General features: G+C 62.2%; 14 protein-coding genes. 6 read left to right on the top strand and 8 right to left on the bottom strand.

Annotation, left to right across the window (positions count from 1 at the left end):
• Positions 1–43: 43 nt before the first annotated feature.
• The 4 genes from uvrB to ACGG9J_RS00200 form a co-directional block, all read right to left on the bottom strand.
• Positions 44–2,155: an excinuclease ABC subunit UvrB gene (gene uvrB / locus ACGG9J_RS00215; RefSeq protein WP_390132537.1), complete on the bottom strand. Its 2,112-nt coding sequence runs from the start codon at positions 2,153–2,155 to the stop codon at positions 44–46.
• A 50-nt stretch (positions 2,156–2,205) separates the two neighbouring features.
• A complete protein-coding gene (coaE, locus tag ACGG9J_RS00210) occupies positions 2,206–2,838 on the bottom strand; it encodes a dephospho-CoA kinase (protein ID WP_390132535.1) in 633 nt (210 codons plus the stop codon).
• 86 nt (positions 2,839–2,924) lie between these two features.
• Positions 2,925–4,430 carry a 30S ribosomal protein S1 gene (gene rpsA, locus ACGG9J_RS00205; protein WP_390132534.1) on the bottom strand — a complete coding sequence of 502 codons (1,506 nt, stop codon included), beginning with the start codon at positions 4,428–4,430 and terminating at the stop codon, positions 2,925–2,927.
• Positions 4,431–4,533: 103 nt separating this feature from the next.
• A complete protein-coding gene (locus tag ACGG9J_RS00200) occupies positions 4,534–5,499 on the bottom strand; it encodes a bifunctional methylenetetrahydrofolate dehydrogenase/methenyltetrahydrofolate cyclohydrolase (RefSeq protein ID WP_390132532.1) in 966 nt (321 codons plus the stop codon).
• 304 nt (positions 5,500–5,803) lie between these two features.
• Between ACGG9J_RS00200 and ACGG9J_RS00195 the strand changes: the two genes are divergently transcribed.
• Both ACGG9J_RS00195 and ACGG9J_RS00190 read left to right on the top strand, forming a co-directional pair.
• Positions 5,804–6,679, top strand: coding sequence for an ABC transporter ATP-binding protein (locus ACGG9J_RS00195; RefSeq protein WP_390132529.1), 876 nt, complete (start codon positions 5,804–5,806; stop codon positions 6,677–6,679).
• Positions 6,676–7,503: a metal ABC transporter permease gene (locus ACGG9J_RS00190; protein ID WP_390132527.1), complete on the top strand. Its 828-nt coding sequence runs from the start codon at positions 6,676–6,678 to the stop codon at positions 7,501–7,503. The genes ACGG9J_RS00195 and ACGG9J_RS00190 overlap by 4 nt, the downstream gene beginning before the upstream one ends.
• Positions 7,504–7,509: 6 nt before the next feature.
• On the opposite strand, the gene ACGG9J_RS00185 is transcribed toward ACGG9J_RS00190, so the two are convergent.
• Both ACGG9J_RS00185 and ACGG9J_RS00180 read right to left on the bottom strand, forming a co-directional pair.
• Entirely contained in the window at positions 7,510–7,989 is a 480-nt protein-coding gene (locus ACGG9J_RS00185; protein WP_390132525.1) for a 2-C-methyl-D-erythritol 2,4-cyclodiphosphate synthase, read from the bottom strand.
• A gap of 14 nt (positions 7,990–8,003) precedes the next feature.
• Positions 8,004–8,624: a CarD family transcriptional regulator gene (locus tag ACGG9J_RS00180; RefSeq protein ID WP_390132523.1), complete on the bottom strand. Its 621-nt coding sequence runs from the start codon at positions 8,622–8,624 to the stop codon at positions 8,004–8,006.
• Positions 8,625–8,847: 223 nt separating this feature from the next.
• Here ACGG9J_RS00180 and ACGG9J_RS00175 point away from each other — a divergent pair, with 223 nt between their 5' ends.
• The 4 genes from ACGG9J_RS00175 to ACGG9J_RS00160 all read left to right on the top strand — a co-directional run bounded on the left by ACGG9J_RS00175 (position 8,848) and on the right by ACGG9J_RS00160 (position 12,777).
• Entirely contained in the window at positions 8,848–9,591 is a 744-nt protein-coding gene (locus ACGG9J_RS00175) for a response regulator transcription factor (protein ID WP_390132521.1), read from the top strand.
• A gap of 18 nt (positions 9,592–9,609) precedes the next feature.
• Positions 9,610–10,740, top strand: a complete 1,131-nt coding sequence (locus tag ACGG9J_RS00170) for a sensor histidine kinase (protein WP_390132519.1) — start codon at positions 9,610–9,612, stop codon at positions 10,738–10,740.
• A gap of 70 nt (positions 10,741–10,810) precedes the next feature.
• Positions 10,811–11,428, top strand: a complete 618-nt coding sequence (locus tag ACGG9J_RS00165; RefSeq protein ID WP_390132517.1) for a LexA family protein — start codon at positions 10,811–10,813, stop codon at positions 11,426–11,428.
• Positions 11,425–12,777: a Y-family DNA polymerase gene (locus ACGG9J_RS00160; protein ID WP_390132515.1), complete on the top strand. Its 1,353-nt coding sequence runs from the start codon at positions 11,425–11,427 to the stop codon at positions 12,775–12,777. The genes ACGG9J_RS00165 and ACGG9J_RS00160 overlap by 4 nt, the downstream gene beginning before the upstream one ends.
• Here ACGG9J_RS00160 and ACGG9J_RS00155 read toward each other — a convergent pair.
• Together ACGG9J_RS00155 and ACGG9J_RS00150 are read right to left on the bottom strand one after the other, a co-directional pair.
• Complete coding sequence (locus tag ACGG9J_RS00155) at positions 12,774–13,529, bottom strand: ComF family protein (RefSeq protein ID WP_390132513.1); 756 nt, start codon at positions 13,527–13,529, stop codon at positions 12,774–12,776. The two genes, ACGG9J_RS00160 and ACGG9J_RS00155, sit on opposite strands and share 4 nt — an antisense overlap.
• 73 nt (positions 13,530–13,602) lie before the next feature.
• Positions 13,603–14,439, bottom strand: a complete 837-nt coding sequence (locus ACGG9J_RS00150) for an HAD-IIB family hydrolase (RefSeq protein WP_390132511.1) — start codon at positions 14,437–14,439, stop codon at positions 13,603–13,605.
• Positions 14,440–14,495: the final 56 nt, after the last annotated feature.

Here is a 14,495-nt window from a genome sequence, read left to right as displayed (position 1 = left end):
ATATGGTCGAGGCGGAACGCTGGCCAAGCGCCAAAGGCAAAACCTACTTTTGGGCCTCGGTCATTTGCCGCAGCTCCTTCTTCAGATCCTTGATTTCGTCGCGCAGACGAGCCGCGAGCTCGAACTGCAGCTGTTGCGCAGCCGTGTGCATCTGGTCGCTCAGCTGACGAATCAGGTCGGCAAGATCCTGTGCCGGCAGACCGGCCTGAAGAATCTCCTTATGCCGCTTGTCTGCCTCCTCCTTGTCGTAGAGGGGCACACCCAGGTGTGAATTGCCAGCCTTGTTGGCGTTGCGGTAGCCGCCCGCCAACAGGGTCTGGGTGTCCACGTCCTCCTTGGCCAGCATGTCGTTGACGTCGCTGATCTTCTTGATCAGCGGCTTGGGATCCACACCATGTTCCTTGTTGTAGGCAATCTGCTTGGCCCGGCGACGGTTGGTCTCGCTGATGGCCTTTTCCATGGAGTCAGTGACCTCGTCGGCGTACATAATGACCTTGCCGGACACGTTTCTGGCGGCACGACCGATGGTCTGGATCAGGGAGCGATAGGAGCGCAGGAAGCCCTCTTTGTCAGCATCCAGGATGGCCACCAGGGAGACCTCAGGCAGGTCCAGGCCCTCACGCAGAAGGTTGATGCCCACGATGACGTCGATCTTGCCCTCGCGAAGCTCCCGCAGGAGCTCCACCCGTCGCAGGGTGTCTACGTCAGAGTGCAGGTACTCCACTTTGATGTCGCGCTCCAGCAGGTAGTCGGTCAGGTCCTCGGCCATCTTCTTGGTCAGAGTGGTCACCAATACCCGCTCGTGGCGATCCACCCGCGTCTTGATCTCGTCCAGGAGGTCATCCACCTGGCCCTTGACCGGCCTGACCTCTACCTCGGGGTCCAGCAGACCTGTGGGCCGGATGACCTGCTCCACCACACCGTCGGACAGGCCCATCTCATAGTCGCCAGGGGTAGCCGACAGGTAAACGGTCTGACCGACCTTATCCAGAAACTCAGGCCACTTCAGCGGACGGTTGTCCATGGCGGAAGGCAGACGGAAGCCATGCTCCACCAGAGTCCGCTTGCGGCTGGCATCCCCCTCGTACATGGCTCCGATCTGGGGAACGGTCACATGGGACTCGTCGATCACCAGCAGGAAGTCGTCAGGGAAGAAGTCAAGCAGGGTGTGGGGCGGTGTCCCAGGTTCGCGCCCATCGAAATGCCTGGAGTAGTTCTCCACTCCGGAGCAGGTGCCGATCTGGGTAAGCATCTCCAGATCATAGGTGGTGCGCATAGTCAGCCTCTGGGCCTCCAGCTCCTTGCCCTGCTTGCGCAGCTGGCCCACACGCCAGTCCAGCTCCTCCTTGATGGTCTTCAGGGCGCGTTCCATCCGCTCGGGACCAGCCACATAGTGGGAGGCTGGGAAGATGTGCACGGAGGTCTCATGGGCGATCTCGTCCCCGGTCAGCGGGTGCAGAGTGGAGATACGGTCAATCTCGTCGCCAAAGAATTCGATGCGGACAGCCAGCTCCTCATAGACGGGGATAATCTCGACCGTGTCGCCTCGCACGCGGAAGGTGCCTCGAGTGAAGGCGATGTCATTGCGCTTGTACTGCATGTCCACGAACTTGCGCAACAGGTCATCCCGGTTGATCCGGTCCCCCTCATGCAGAAAGAGCATGCGCCCGGCGTATTCCTCAGGCGTGCCCAGGCCGTAGATGCAGGAGACGGTGGCCACCACCACGCAGTCCCGCCTGGTAAGCAGGTTGGCTGTGGCGGCATGCCGAAGACGCTCCACGTCATCGTTGATGTTGGAGTCCTTCTCGATATAGGTGTCCGTTTGGGGGATGTAGGCCTCAGGCTGGTAGTAGTCGTAGTAGGAGACGAAGTATGAGACCGCATTGTCGGGCATGAGTTCGCGGAACTCAGCGCAGAGCTGGGCTGCCAGGGTCTTGTTGGGCTCCAGAATCAAAGTGGGCCGCTGCAGGCGCTCAATCAGCCAGGCCGTAGTCGCGGTCTTGCCGGTACCTGTGGCGCCCATGAGCACCACGTCGTTCTCGCCGTTCTCGATCCGCGTAGCCAATTCCTCGATGGCCTCTGGCTGGTCGCCGGAGGGCTTGTAGGGAGACTTGACCACGAAGGGCTTGTCGGTCCGCTCAATGTTGAACCCCATGAAACTCCCTTCCAGGATGCGTCGTTTGCCAAGGCCCGTCAATAATTCCTTCAATCACTGTGCGAGGATCCCTTGGCCAAGGCCTTTAACTCTTCATAAATTCTATCAACAGACTCGAACATTTGTTCGATAGGCTGCGACCCGTCCACCAGCAGGTCGGCCTGAGCGCGTCGCGAACTGCTGCTGGTCTGGGATCCGATGCGCTCAACAGCCTGGCTCGGTGTCATATGCCGCTGATTCACCATACGCGCAATCCTCACCTGGCTCGGGGCTTCTACCAGCAGAACCTTGTCGAACTGAAAAGGAATAGCTGAGCCCACTTCGGTCAGCAGGGGCACATCATGGACCACCACCTCGGAACCTTCCAGCCAGGGCTGCTCGGCCTTTGCGGCCAAGTCATAAACCAGCGGATGGATGATGTCGTCCAAATCCCTGCGGTCCCGGTCGGCCGTCGGCCCTCCGAAGACCCGTGCAGCCAAAGCTGACCTGTCCACTCCCCCTTGGCCGTCCCCGCAGTCTGCTCCGAAGCGTTCCAGAACCGGCCTCACGCCTGGTCCACCCGGAGCGATGACCTCATGGGAGAGCCGGTCATAGTCGATGATCCTGGCTCCGTCCTGAGCCAGTCGAGCTGCCACCGTGCTCTTGCCAGCAGCTATCCCGCCGGTCAACCCCACACGTATCATCCCGACCTCCAGCATGTAACTTGTAACAGCACATACAAATGGAGGGGCCCGACCGAGGCCGGACCCCTCCATTCACTGCTTAACGCTCACTTCTTTTCCTTGAGCAGCTGCTCGCGCAAGGCGGCCAGCTGGTCGTCGGAGGCCAGAGTGCCCTCGGAGCTGGACTCCGAGCTGTAGTTGGTGGTCTCCTCGGAGGTCTGACGGTGAGAGTGAGAACCAGAGACAGGCGCCTGAGAGGACCGGTTGTCCTCCGCAGCTGAAGCCTCGGCGTTCTCCAGCTCCTTGGCCACGAAAGCCTTGTGCTGCTCCCAAAGGTCGTGGGCGGCCGCATACTGGGACTCCCACTCCTCCCGCTGCTTCTCGTAGCCAGCGATCCACTCGTTGCTCTCGGGGTCGAAGCCCTCGGGGTACTTGTAGTTGCCGTCCTCATCGTACTCGGCAGGCATGCCGTAGATGGCCGGATCGAAGTCCTCGGAGGTCGGATCGACGGAGTCGTCGGCCTGCTTGAGCGACAGGGAGATACGGCGACGATCCAGATCGACGTCGATGACCTTGACGAAGATCTCCTCGCCCTGCTTGACCACGGTCTCGGGATTCTCCACGTGGCGATTGGCCAGCTCGGAAATGTGGACCAGGCCCTCGATGCCGTCCTCGACGGAGACGAAGACGCCGAACTGCACGATCTTGGTGACCTTGCCCTTAACGATCTGTCCGGGCACGTGGGTCCGGGCGAAGCGCTGCCAAGGATCTTCCTGGGTGGCCTTGAGGGACAGCGAGATGCGCTCGCGGTCCATATCGACATCCAGCACCTCGACGGTGACCTTGTCGCCCACCTTGACGACCTCGCTGGGGTGATCGATGTGCTTCCAAGAGAGCTCGGAAACGTGGATCAGACCGTCCACTCCGCCCAGGTCGACAAATGCGCCGAAGTTGACGATGGAGCTTACCGTGCCCTCGCGGATCTGGCCCTTCTTGAGCTGGGCCATGAAGGTCTCGCGCACCTCGGACTGGGTCTCCTCCAGGTACTGGCGGCGGGACAGGACCACATTGTTGCGGTTCTTGTCCAGCTCCAGGATCTTGGCCTTGATCTTCTGCCCGATGTAGGGAGACAGGTCGCGCACCCGGCGCATCTCGACCAGGGATGCGGGCAGAAAGCCACGCAGACCGATGTCGACGATGAGTCCGCCCTTGACGGCCTCGATGACGGTGCCCTCGACGACTCCGTCGGCATTCTTGATCTTCTCGATGTCGCCCCAGGCACGCTCGTACTGAGCGCGCTTCTTGGACAGGATCAGGCGCCCTTCCTTGTCCTCCTTGGTGACGACCAGAGCCTCGATGGTGTCACCGACCTGGACCACATCGTCGGGATCGACATCCTTCTTGATGGAAAGCTCGCGGGAGGGAATCACGCCCTCGGTCTTGTAGCCGATGTCCAGCAGAACCTCGTCATGGTCGATCTTGACGACCGTCCCCTCGACCAGATCCCCATCGTCGAAGTTCTTGATGGTGGAATCGACTGCCTTGATGAAGTCTTCCTCGGATCCAATGTCGTTGACCGCGACCTGAGGGACTTCCTTCTTGTTCTCTGCCATTAATTAAATTGTTTCTTGTATAGTTGGTGGATATTTTTACCGTATTGAGTTATGCGTTCCCGCCGGTAGGCGCGAACATCCTCCATGATAGGAGACACCACGGTCATTGTCGCCGGGGTGCCTCGGGCGTGTCGCAGGCGAGGATCCCAGAGGCTCGCTCAGCGGAGTCGACCACGTTGGCCAGGAGCATGGCGCGGGTCATCGGTCCTACACCGCCGGGATTGGGCGTATAGGCGGCTGAAGACGGCCTGGCGGCCGGATCGATGTCGCCCTTGATCCGCCAGCGGCCCTCCTGCTTGTCCCAGATTCGGGAGACGCCTACATCCACCAGTACGGCACCCGGGCGAACCTGATCCGAACCGACCAGCCCGGCTCGGCCCACAGCTGCGATGATTACGTCAGCCCTGCGAAGATGGGCATCAATGTCCCTGGTGCCGGTATGACACAGCGTCACGGTGGCGTCCACTCCGCGGTTGGTCAAAAGCAGTCCGATGGTGCGCCCCACAGTCAATCCTCGACCCAGCACGCAGACCTCCTTGCCGACGAGGTCGATTCTGTAATGGTCGAGCAGGTGCAGGATCCCCCGTGGGGTGCAGGGCAGAGGGGTCCGCACACGGCCGTCGGCATGCAGGACCAGCTGGCCCAAATTGTAGGGGTGCATGCCGTCGGCGTCCTTGGCTGGGTCGATGCGCTCGATGATCTCAGTGGGGTCAACTCCATCAGGCAAGGGCAGCTGGACGATGTAGCCGGTGCAGTCAGGATCCTGGTTGAGCTGATCCACTGCAGCAAGAATCCGCTCCTTGCCGGCATCCGCGGGCAGATCCACCCTGATCGATCGGATGCCTACCTGGCTGCAGTCACGATGCTTACCCTCGACATACTTGAGCGAGCCAGGATCCTCCCCTACCAGGATGGTCCCCAGGCCAGGAGTGCGCCCCATGGCTGTCAGCCTTGCCACGCGAGCGCGCAGGTCCTCCTTGAGTTCTGCAGCCGCCGCTTTTCCGTCTAGTTTCACTGCCGTCAATACATCTCCATCATCCAAGCGGGCGCGAACCCTCGTCGAATTCATCTGAGCAAGCCTAGCGCAGATTTCTCCTCGACCGGGACCACATGTCCGAGGGACGGTCCGGACAGCGACCGTATCCATGCTGCGTCCAGGCGCCTGGAAAGACCAGACTTTCGATTTCACTGACTGCTCAAAGCCCAATGCACGTGCAGATTTACGCGGAAACCGGCCGGGTCGCACCGCAGGCCATGATGAGGGGAGAAGACTCGGCTGACGAGGTTGCGCGCTGTCCTTCCCATCACCATAATGAGAATCATGCTCAATAAGAGCAGGATCACCATCTCGATTCCCTGCCGGAAAGGACGCCATGGATACGAACACGGATAGAGCATCCACGCAGGCCTGCATCGTCTTCGACCATGCCGCCATCCGCCGATCTGGACGGCTGATCTGGTCTGAGGGGACCTTCGTTATTCCCCAAGGAACCGTTACGGCCATCGTCGGCACCAACGGCACCGGCAAAACCAGCATGATGCAGGCCGAACTCGGCTTGCTCCCCCTGGATGCAGGCAGTCTGCAGGTCCTGGGACGGCCAGCCGGACAGGCCAACGACCGCATCGGCTACGTGCCTCAAAGCTACACCTCGGATATCGACTCCAACCTTACGGCCGAGCAATCCGTTCTGCTGGGACTGACCGGCACCCGTTTCGGCATTCATCCCGTCACCCGGCAGGACCGCGAGCGCGCTAGAAAGGCCATGCGCTTCGTCGGCGTGGAGGACAGGGCCCACCTGCGCCTGTCCCAGCTCTCGGGAGGCCTGCGTCAGCGGGTGGCCATCGCCCAGGCCCTGGTCTGCGATCCTGATCTGCTTATGCTCGACGAGCCCCTGGCCAATCTGGATCTGGCCGGGCAGCGCGCCACTGTCCACCTGCTGGCACAGCTCAACAGCCGTCTGGGCATGACCATCCAAGTAGTGGCCCATGACCTGAACATGCTGCTGCCTGTGCTGACCGGGGCGGTTTACCTCTTGGATGGGCACCCCCACTACGCCCGCATGGACGACGTGCTGGACTCGGACCTGCTCACCCACCTCTACGGCACCAAGGTGGAGGTGGTCACCACTCCCCAGGGGGACATGTTCGTGGCCCCCGACATGGACGAGCCGGTCGGGCCCGTCCACAATCGCTATCAACCCAGCCAGGTGGCCCGCCTGCACGGGAAGGACCGGGAAAGGACCTCATGACTACACCAGTCTTCGACCCCCATTGGACGGAGATCCTCGCCGCCCCTTTCATGCACAACGCCATGCTGGCAGGATTATGCATCGCCGTGGCTGCCGGAGCCATGGGCTACTTCACCATTGCCAGACATTCCACCTTCGCCGCCCACGCCCTGGCTCACATCGGCCTGCCTGGCGCCACAGGGGCTGTCCTACTGGGACTGCCGGTCTCTGCCGGCATGGGCCTGTTCGCCCTAGGCGGGGCGTTGGTCATCGGAGCCTTGGGCAAACGGGTCTCTCAACGGGAGATCGCCACGGGCACGGTCCTGGCCTTCGCCACCGGCCTGGGACTCTTCTTCGCCAGGATGTCCAGCTCGGCCTCCCAGCAGATGCAGGCCATCCTCTTCGGATCCATCCTGACCATCACCCGGAGCCAGGTCATCGGCTTCATAATCTTCGATGCAATCCTGCTGATCCTGCTGGCCCTGATCTATCGGCCCCTGCTCTTCAGCTCCCTGGATGAGCAAGTGGCCCAGGCCCGCGGCGTGCCCATCGGGCTGATGAACCTGACCTTCATGGCCATCATGGCCGGTGTCATAACCATCGCCGTGCCGGCAGTGGGGACCCTGCTCATCTTCGCCCTGGTCGTCACTCCGGCAGCCACGGCCAACATTCTGGTGGCATCTCCCCTGCGGGCCATGCTCGTATCAGGATTGATCTGCCTGGCCTCCATCTGGGGAGGCCTGGTGATTTCGGCCATGGTGCCTGCCCCTCCAAGCTTCATCATCGTGACCCTGTCCACCCTCTTCTGGGCATTGGCTAAAGGATGGGCGGCACTGCGCGCCTGATGCCGGTCAGTCCACCATTGCGGTGGCCATGACGGCGATGCCCTCGTCGTGTCCGGTGAACCCCATGCCATCAGTCGTGGTGGCGGTCAACCGAACCGGTGCCCCGACGGCCTGGCTCATAGCTTGCTGGGCCAGGTGGCGACGGGAGGAAATTCTGGGGCGCTGGCCGACGATGACCAAGGAGGCGTTGAGCAGCATACGATCGTGGTCATGCAGGCAATCCATGGTCTTCTCCAGCATGGCCGCCCCATGCATGCCCGCCCCGGGAGCCTGTACGCCCAGGCCGAATAAGGTGCCAATATCACCCAGGTCGGCGGCTGACAAAATAGCATCAATCAGAGCATGGGCCGCTGCATCGCCGTCAGAATCGCCCAGCAGGCCAGGGGTTCCATCATTCCAGGACAGGCAGGCCAGCCAGAGAGGACGCTCACCAGTCGGGTCGAAGCGATGGGCATCAAAGCCCAGTCCAATGCTCGGATCACCCATGACCGGCCCCAGCCTCAGCGCTTGGCCTTGGTCTTGCCCTTGCTCTTGGTCTTGGCAGCCTCCTGGGCCACCCGTGCCAGGGTCTTGGAAGCCGGTTCCTTGGGGGACTTGGTATGGTGCTTATCGTCACCAGGAATGGGCTCTGCATAGCCCAGATTGACATCCAACAGACGCTGGGCCTCGTCCTCGTCCAGCTTCTCGGACAGGGCGATCTCGGAGGTCAGAATCTTGCGGGCCTTGATCAGCATCCGCTTCTCGCCCGCCGACAGCCCATGCTCGTCCACATCGCGCTGAGAGAGGTCGCGCACCACCTCAGCGATCTTGTTGACCTCGCCGGTGGCTATCTTCTCCACGTTCAGCTTATAGCGACGGGACCAGTTCATCTCCTTCTCCTCGACCACCGGGGTGCGCAGGATTTCGAAGACCTTGGCCACTGCCTTGGCGTCGACGATGTCCCTGACGCCCACCTTGGCTGCGTTCTCAACGGGAACATTGATGACCAGCCCGTCAGAGGAGAGCACGGACAGCTGCAGGTATTTACGGGTGACGCCCTTGACGGTCCGTTCGGTGATGGCATCCACCCTGGCGGCCCCATGACGCGGATAGACGACCATGTCACCGACCTTGTAACCCATATGTCCTCCAGAACGAGTCGATAAAATACCATATAATAATGTCATTGCGCATGGACTTGCCGACGGGCATCAGGAGGCGACGCGATTCTCCGCGAGCACACTTCCCCTGGAGGCTTTGAAGACTATTCTGGAAGAAACGACGGTGGTGGAACGAACGCCAAAAGGCTCCACCCCGCATGACGACCATCGTTTTGCGGATCAGTGATCGAAGACAGAGGTAGGCATGATCAAAAACACAAGCCGCTACACTACACCCAGCACCATCCTGGTGGTTGAGGACGAACCCACCCTAGCCACTGCCATCGCCCAGCGCATCACTGCCGAGGGGTGGACGGCACGGGTGGCCTCGGACGGTGCCAGCGCCGTGCAGGCTGCATCCCAGATCAAACCCGACCTGGTCATCATGGACATCATGCTGCCCGTCATGGACGGACTGGAGGCCACCAAGCGGATCGTGGCCGAGCGGCCGGTGCCGGTTCTGATTCTGACCGCTCGAGACGATGAAGCCGACAAGGTAACCGGTCTGGGCGCCGGCGCTGACGACTACATGACCAAGCCCTTCTCCATGCGTGAGCTGATCGCCCGCTGCAAAGCCCTTCTGCGCCGGGTGGAGCGGGCCAAGGTCATAGCCAAGAACTCCGAGAACGAGAAAGTGCTGGACTTCGGATCGCTGGTCATCGACCCGGCCCAGCGCATCGTGACCCTGCATGGGGAACAGATCCACCTGACTCCCACCGAATTCGACCTGCTGGCCACACTGGCCCGCCGACCCAAGTCCGTGCTCACCCGCGAGAAGCTGCTGGAAGAGGTCTGGGACTGGGTGGATGCCTCGGGCACCAGGACAGTGGATTCCCATGTCAAGGCCCTGCGCCACAAGCTGGGTTCGCAGATGATTCGCACCGTGCACGGAGTGGGCTACGCCTTCGAACCGCCCGAGGACCAGAGACAGGACCAGGATCAGCGATAGCGGCTGCGGATGCACGCAATGAGCAAGGATGGCAGAAACCAGCACAAGAGACCTAATCTGAGCGCGCGGGTGGATCGCGAACGTCCCATCGGATCCTTCGCCTCATTGAAGGTGGAGCTGAGCGTCCTGATCATCATCTCTACAGCCATCGCTTTCGTGATGGCCTGGTTTCTGCTGAAGATGGGCTGGAGCGGCTGGATTGCCATGCCATTGACCCTGGTGGTGGCCCTGGGGATTACCTACTTCTTCTCTCGAGGGCTCACCGCGCCCCTGCGACAGATGCGGGATGCAGCCGAGGCCATGGCCGACGGTGACTATACGGTTCGGGTCCACGCCACGACAACCAGCCATGACGAGGTGGGACTCCTGGCCCAGTCCTTTAATGAGATGGCCGAGGAGCTCCAGCACGCCGATCAGATGCGCCGTGACATGGTGGCCAATGTCAGCCACGAGCTGCGCACTCCTGTTTCGGCCCTGCAGGCCATGGTGGAGAACATGGCGGACGGTGTGACCGAGCCTACGCCAGCCAACCTGGAGGGGATTCTGGAGCAGACCCACCGCCTGTCTGACCTGATCGCCTTCCTGCTGGACCTGTCGAGGATGGAGGCCGGGGCCGCCAGCCTGCAGATCGAGGACTTCGACTTCGGGGACTTCATTGACGAGACCCTTCAGCCCCTGGCCATAGCCGATGCCGGGCATGCCCACGACATCCAGGTTGATCTGGAGAAGGGCTTGAGGATGGAGGGCGACCAGGACCGGCTGCGCCAGCTCTTCACCAATATCATCAGCAACGCCCTGAAGCACTCGGCCGACGGCACCACGGTGCTGATCCAGGCCCACGAAGACCGGCAGCATGAGGCCATAGTCACTAATGTGGTCAACTTCGGCTCGCAGATACCTCCCGAGGCCCGCACCGACATCTTCCGGCGCTTCGTCAAGGGCAAGGCCGGGCCGGGCACGGAGTCGGGAGGCACCGGGCTGGGACTGTCCATCGCCCGATGGGCGGCTCAGCTGCATGGAGGACAAGTGCAGGTGGTGGATGATCCGCGCGGAGCGGACTTCGAAATCATCCTGCCTAGATACCACCACGATCCCGACGAGGGCGAGATGGACGGGGACCGCTCCGGCGGGTCCGACGCGCCGCATTGACGGGGAGGCGGACTTCGACTCATAATGAAATCGAACATTTGTTCGAATATCATCGAGTTCGAGGTGTGCCATGGTCGCTACCATCCATGGGTCGCCGGAGGCGGCCCCTGTTTCCCTGCCGGAGTGCCGGGTTGATGCCCTGAACCTCTTCCGAGGGCGCCCCATCCCTGTCCCCCAAGCCCTGGAGGCCGTCCACGCCGGTTTCCCCTCAGTGGCCCAGGACTACTTCAGTGGCGACTTCAGCTTCGATCAGAACGTCATCGTCCACCCCGATGCCACTTTCATCATTCATGTGGCCGGCGATTCCATGACCGGCGCTGGCATCTTCGATGGGGACCTGCTGGTGGTCGACCGGTCCTTGGAGCCGCGCGAGGGAGACATCGTCATCGCCATCCTGGACGACGAGCTGTTGGTCAAACGGCTGGCCAAGCGCAAGGGGCGGACCATGCTGCGGGCCGAAAACCCCGCTTACCCTGACTTCCTGCCCCAGGAGGGCGAGGAACTGGTCATCTGGGGGGTCGTCATCGGCAACTACCACTGGCAGCGAGTGGATGCCAGTGGCGAATCCCGGAGCGGCTCTCCACTGCCTCAGGTCACCTACCCCGGACACGCCCCGCATGGACACGGGCCCACGGGAAACCAGGGCCGGAAACCCGTCTACCCTTCCACAGGCTGGGGGTCGGCATGAGCGCGCAGGTCCCGACCGATCCTGCAGTCGGGACCGCTCTGACAGGCCGGGTAGTCCTGGCCGATGCCAATTCTTTCTATGCCTCCTGCGAGGCCGTTTTCAATCCCGCCCTTGCTGACCGTCCGGTAGTCGTGCTGTCCAACAACGACGGCTGCGTAGTGGCCCGCAATCGCCTGGCCAAGGCCTTGGGCATCACCAATGGCACACCCTGGTTCACCATTCGTGACCGAGCCCTGCAGGACGGGGTGGTGGCCCGCAGCTCCAACTATGAGCTCTACGCCAGCCTCTCTCGACGCATGATGGCTATCATGGCCCATTTCCTGCCCAACCAGGAGGTCTACTCCATCGACGAATGCTTCATGGACAGCATATGGAACGACAAGCGCACCGTCGAGATCTGCCGGGATCTGCGCGCCGCGGTCCTACGGTCCACCGGCATTCCCATCAGCGTGGGGGTGGCGCCCACCAAAACCCTGGCCAAGGTGGCCAACCACTGGGCCAAGGATCATCCCTCGACCGAGGGGATCACCCTCTGGAACCAGGTGGAAGCCCAGTATGGCGACCAGGCTCTGGCATCAGTGCCCATCGACCAGGTCTGGGGGGTGGGCCGACGGCTGACCGGCAGGCTCATGGGCATGGGCATCACCACTGCTCTGGATCTGCGCGATGCCGATCCCTCCCTGATCCGGCACCGGTTCTCCGTCATGCTGCAGCGCACCGTCCTTGAGCTGAGAGGACGGCCCTGCATCGAGCCCGAGGCGGATGCCGCCAGAGGCGTGCGCACCGATCAGATTTTGTGCTCGCGCATGTTCTCTCACCCTATCGAGGGCTACGCCACCCTGGCTCAGGCACTGAGCATCTACGCCCAGAAGGCCTGCCGCCGTCTGCGTCGGCAGCACGGCCTCTGCGGAAAAGTGCGGGTCTTCTGCTCCACCAGCCCCTATGCGCCCCAGCAGTTCTGCGCAGCCGGCCAGACCGTCGTCCTGGAGGATCCCAGCGACGACCCGCTGGTCATCGCCGGCGCAGCCAGCCGAGCACTCAAGGGCAGAGTGGATCCGCACGCCCGCTGGATTCGGGCCGGAGTGGTTCTGCTGGACCTGACCGACGCCGACCGCTTCCACACCCTGGAAGGCCTGGACGCAGCCCGGGACGCCCATGGTCTGGGAGATGTCCTGGAGGATGCCACCCGTCGTTTCGGCCCCTTCCGAGTGGGCGTAGGCTATGGAGGCATCCGTGGCAAGGGTCGGGGTGACGAGGATACGGGGGCTGACTGGGCCATGAACCGGGGCATGCTCTCCCTCCGGGCCACCACCCGCTGGGATGAGATGGCTGTAGCGCAGGCCCGCTAGAGGTCCTCATGGCCTGGAGAAACAGCCGCCAGAGCCAAGGCAGCCAGCGGCAGAGCACCTGCGGTTTCCAGAGCCCGAGCGCATTGGCGGATGGTGGATCCCGTGGTAATGATGTCGTCCACCACCAGGATGGGATGGTCGGCCAGGCGTAAGTGATCTGCAACTGCGATCCGGCCCGCCAGCCGACGTGAACGGTTCCGACGGCCGCCCGCCTGGACGGACTTGGTTCTCACGGAGTTCATGATCAGAGCCGGTTCCACCCGTGCAGCCAGACCCTGCCGTTGCAGGGCCGAAACCAGGGACAGAAGGATCGGCTGCAGATGGACTCTCCCCCGCTTCCGCAGGGAGGCGGCCGAAGAGGGGGCGGGAACCACCAGGATTGCCTTAGCAGACTTGGATCGGAGCAAAGGACTGATCAGCCTGGACAGGGCCGGAGCCAGATCGGCCATGACCTGGCCTAAGGGGCCATCCAAGGGCCGGTTATCATGGTCCTTCCAGGCCAGAATGATCCGCCTGACCGGACCGCGATATGGAGCGCAGGCCAGGGCCAGATCCGCGGCATAGGCTGGCGCAGGCACCGAGAAGGGTCGGAAAAGCAGGGATCTGCAACTGGGGCAGAGCAGAAGGTCAGGGCGGTCACAACCGGCGCAGGCTCGAGGAGCCAACAGGTCCAGAGCCGAGCCCGCCAAGGTCGAGCCCACAGCATAAGCGGCTTGTCGGAGTCGGTCAAATGCCGATGAAGAGTTGCTCATATTGCACAGCCAACCCGCAAGCAAAGAGGATCGGCAAGCAGATCAGGACCATGTGCATGAACAGGCTATCTGTTCACAGAATCGTCTGCGAACAGGTTCGGGCCAGATCAGCCTCCATAGCCCGAATCAGGTCCAGTGCATCAGCGGGATTGTGCACACGCAGAGCCATGGCCCCAGCCAAAGCAGCTGGATAATCATTGCCGTCCGGATCCATCCGGTCACCAACGAAGGCAATCTCGCCGACATCCACGCCCAGTATCTTGGCCAGGGAGGTCATGGCATAGGCCTTGTCAATGCCCTTGGCTGAGATATCCACACTGGTGGAACCGCCTGAGCGCACCTGAAGATGGGGCAGATCGGCGGCTACGGCCCGGGCCAGGGCGTCCTTGCGGCTGTTGTCGGGATCCCAGGCCTCCTTGGCTGCCACGGGAGCCTGCTGACCCAGGGCGGAGAAGGTTATCTGGCTACCACGATCCTCAATGCGCGCCCCCCAGACCCGCTCCTCCCAGTCGCCCAGCTGCTTGGCTCTGCGCTCAAGGCTTTCCTCGGCCGCCTGCCGGTCCTGGGCGCTCAGGTCGTGGGCGTAGACGCAATCCCAGCTTCCGTCCTGCCAGCGGTAATAGCGGGTGCCACTGGTAGGCATCAGATGCAGCTGGTCAAAACGGGTATCGTCAGGCAGGGCATCCAACACCTGATCGCGGAACTGACTGAACCGCCCGCCCGATACGATAGCTACGGGCCGAAGCCTGGTCAGAGCGGCGAAATGGACGGCCATGATCTGGTCCATGCGCGTCTTGGACAGCGCCAGGGTGTTGTCCAGATCGAAAGCCAGCACCCGTGCCCGCGTGCAGATGGACCTTATGTCTTGATTGCCCCACCAGGCCACGTTCACTGCACAATCCTTCGCCATGATTGCTCCCATCCGCTTGTGGATCATCGCACCATGCTACAAGACACCCTGAATCA

Origin of the sequence: Bifidobacterium apicola, from assembly GCF_042846865.1 — a bacterium.
Taxonomy (GTDB): Bacteria; Actinomycetota; Actinomycetes; order Actinomycetales; family Bifidobacteriaceae; genus Bombiscardovia; species Bombiscardovia apicola.
This window is presented reverse-complemented; position numbering and strand designations above follow the sequence as displayed.

Coding starts and splice junctions, on each gene's coding strand:
- rpsA (WP_390132534.1), bottom strand. CDS start 4,430: ATGGCAGAGAACAAGAAGGAAGTCCCTCAGGTCGCGGTCAACGACATT.
- ACGG9J_RS00160 (WP_390132515.1), top strand. CDS start 11,425: ATGAGCGCGCAGGTCCCGACCGATCCTGCAGTCGGGACCGCTCTGACA.
- uvrB (WP_390132537.1), bottom strand. CDS start 2,155: ATGGGGTTCAACATTGAGCGGACCGACAAGCCCTTCGTGGTCAAGTCT.
- ACGG9J_RS00190 (WP_390132527.1), top strand. CDS start 6,676: ATGACTACACCAGTCTTCGACCCCCATTGGACGGAGATCCTCGCCGCC.
- ACGG9J_RS00170 (WP_390132519.1), top strand. CDS start 9,610: ATGAGCAAGGATGGCAGAAACCAGCACAAGAGACCTAATCTGAGCGCG.
- ACGG9J_RS00155 (WP_390132513.1), bottom strand. CDS start 13,529: ATGAGCAACTCTTCATCGGCATTTGACCGACTCCGACAAGCCGCTTAT.
- ACGG9J_RS00165 (WP_390132517.1), top strand. CDS start 10,811: ATGGTCGCTACCATCCATGGGTCGCCGGAGGCGGCCCCTGTTTCCCTG.
- ACGG9J_RS00195 (WP_390132529.1), top strand. CDS start 5,804: ATGGATACGAACACGGATAGAGCATCCACGCAGGCCTGCATCGTCTTC.
- ACGG9J_RS00185 (WP_390132525.1), bottom strand. CDS start 7,989: ATGGGTGATCCGAGCATTGGACTGGGCTTTGATGCCCATCGCTTCGAC.
- ACGG9J_RS00175 (WP_390132521.1), top strand. CDS start 8,848: ATGATCAAAAACACAAGCCGCTACACTACACCCAGCACCATCCTGGTG.
- coaE (WP_390132535.1), bottom strand. CDS start 2,838: ATGATACGTGTGGGGTTGACCGGCGGGATAGCTGCTGGCAAGAGCACG.
- ACGG9J_RS00150 (WP_390132511.1), bottom strand. CDS start 14,439: ATGGCGAAGGATTGTGCAGTGAACGTGGCCTGGTGGGGCAATCAAGAC.
- ACGG9J_RS00200 (WP_390132532.1), bottom strand. CDS start 5,499: ATGAATTCGACGAGGGTTCGCGCCCGCTTGGATGATGGAGATGTATTG.
- ACGG9J_RS00180 (WP_390132523.1), bottom strand. CDS start 8,624: ATGGGTTACAAGGTCGGTGACATGGTCGTCTATCCGCGTCATGGGGCC.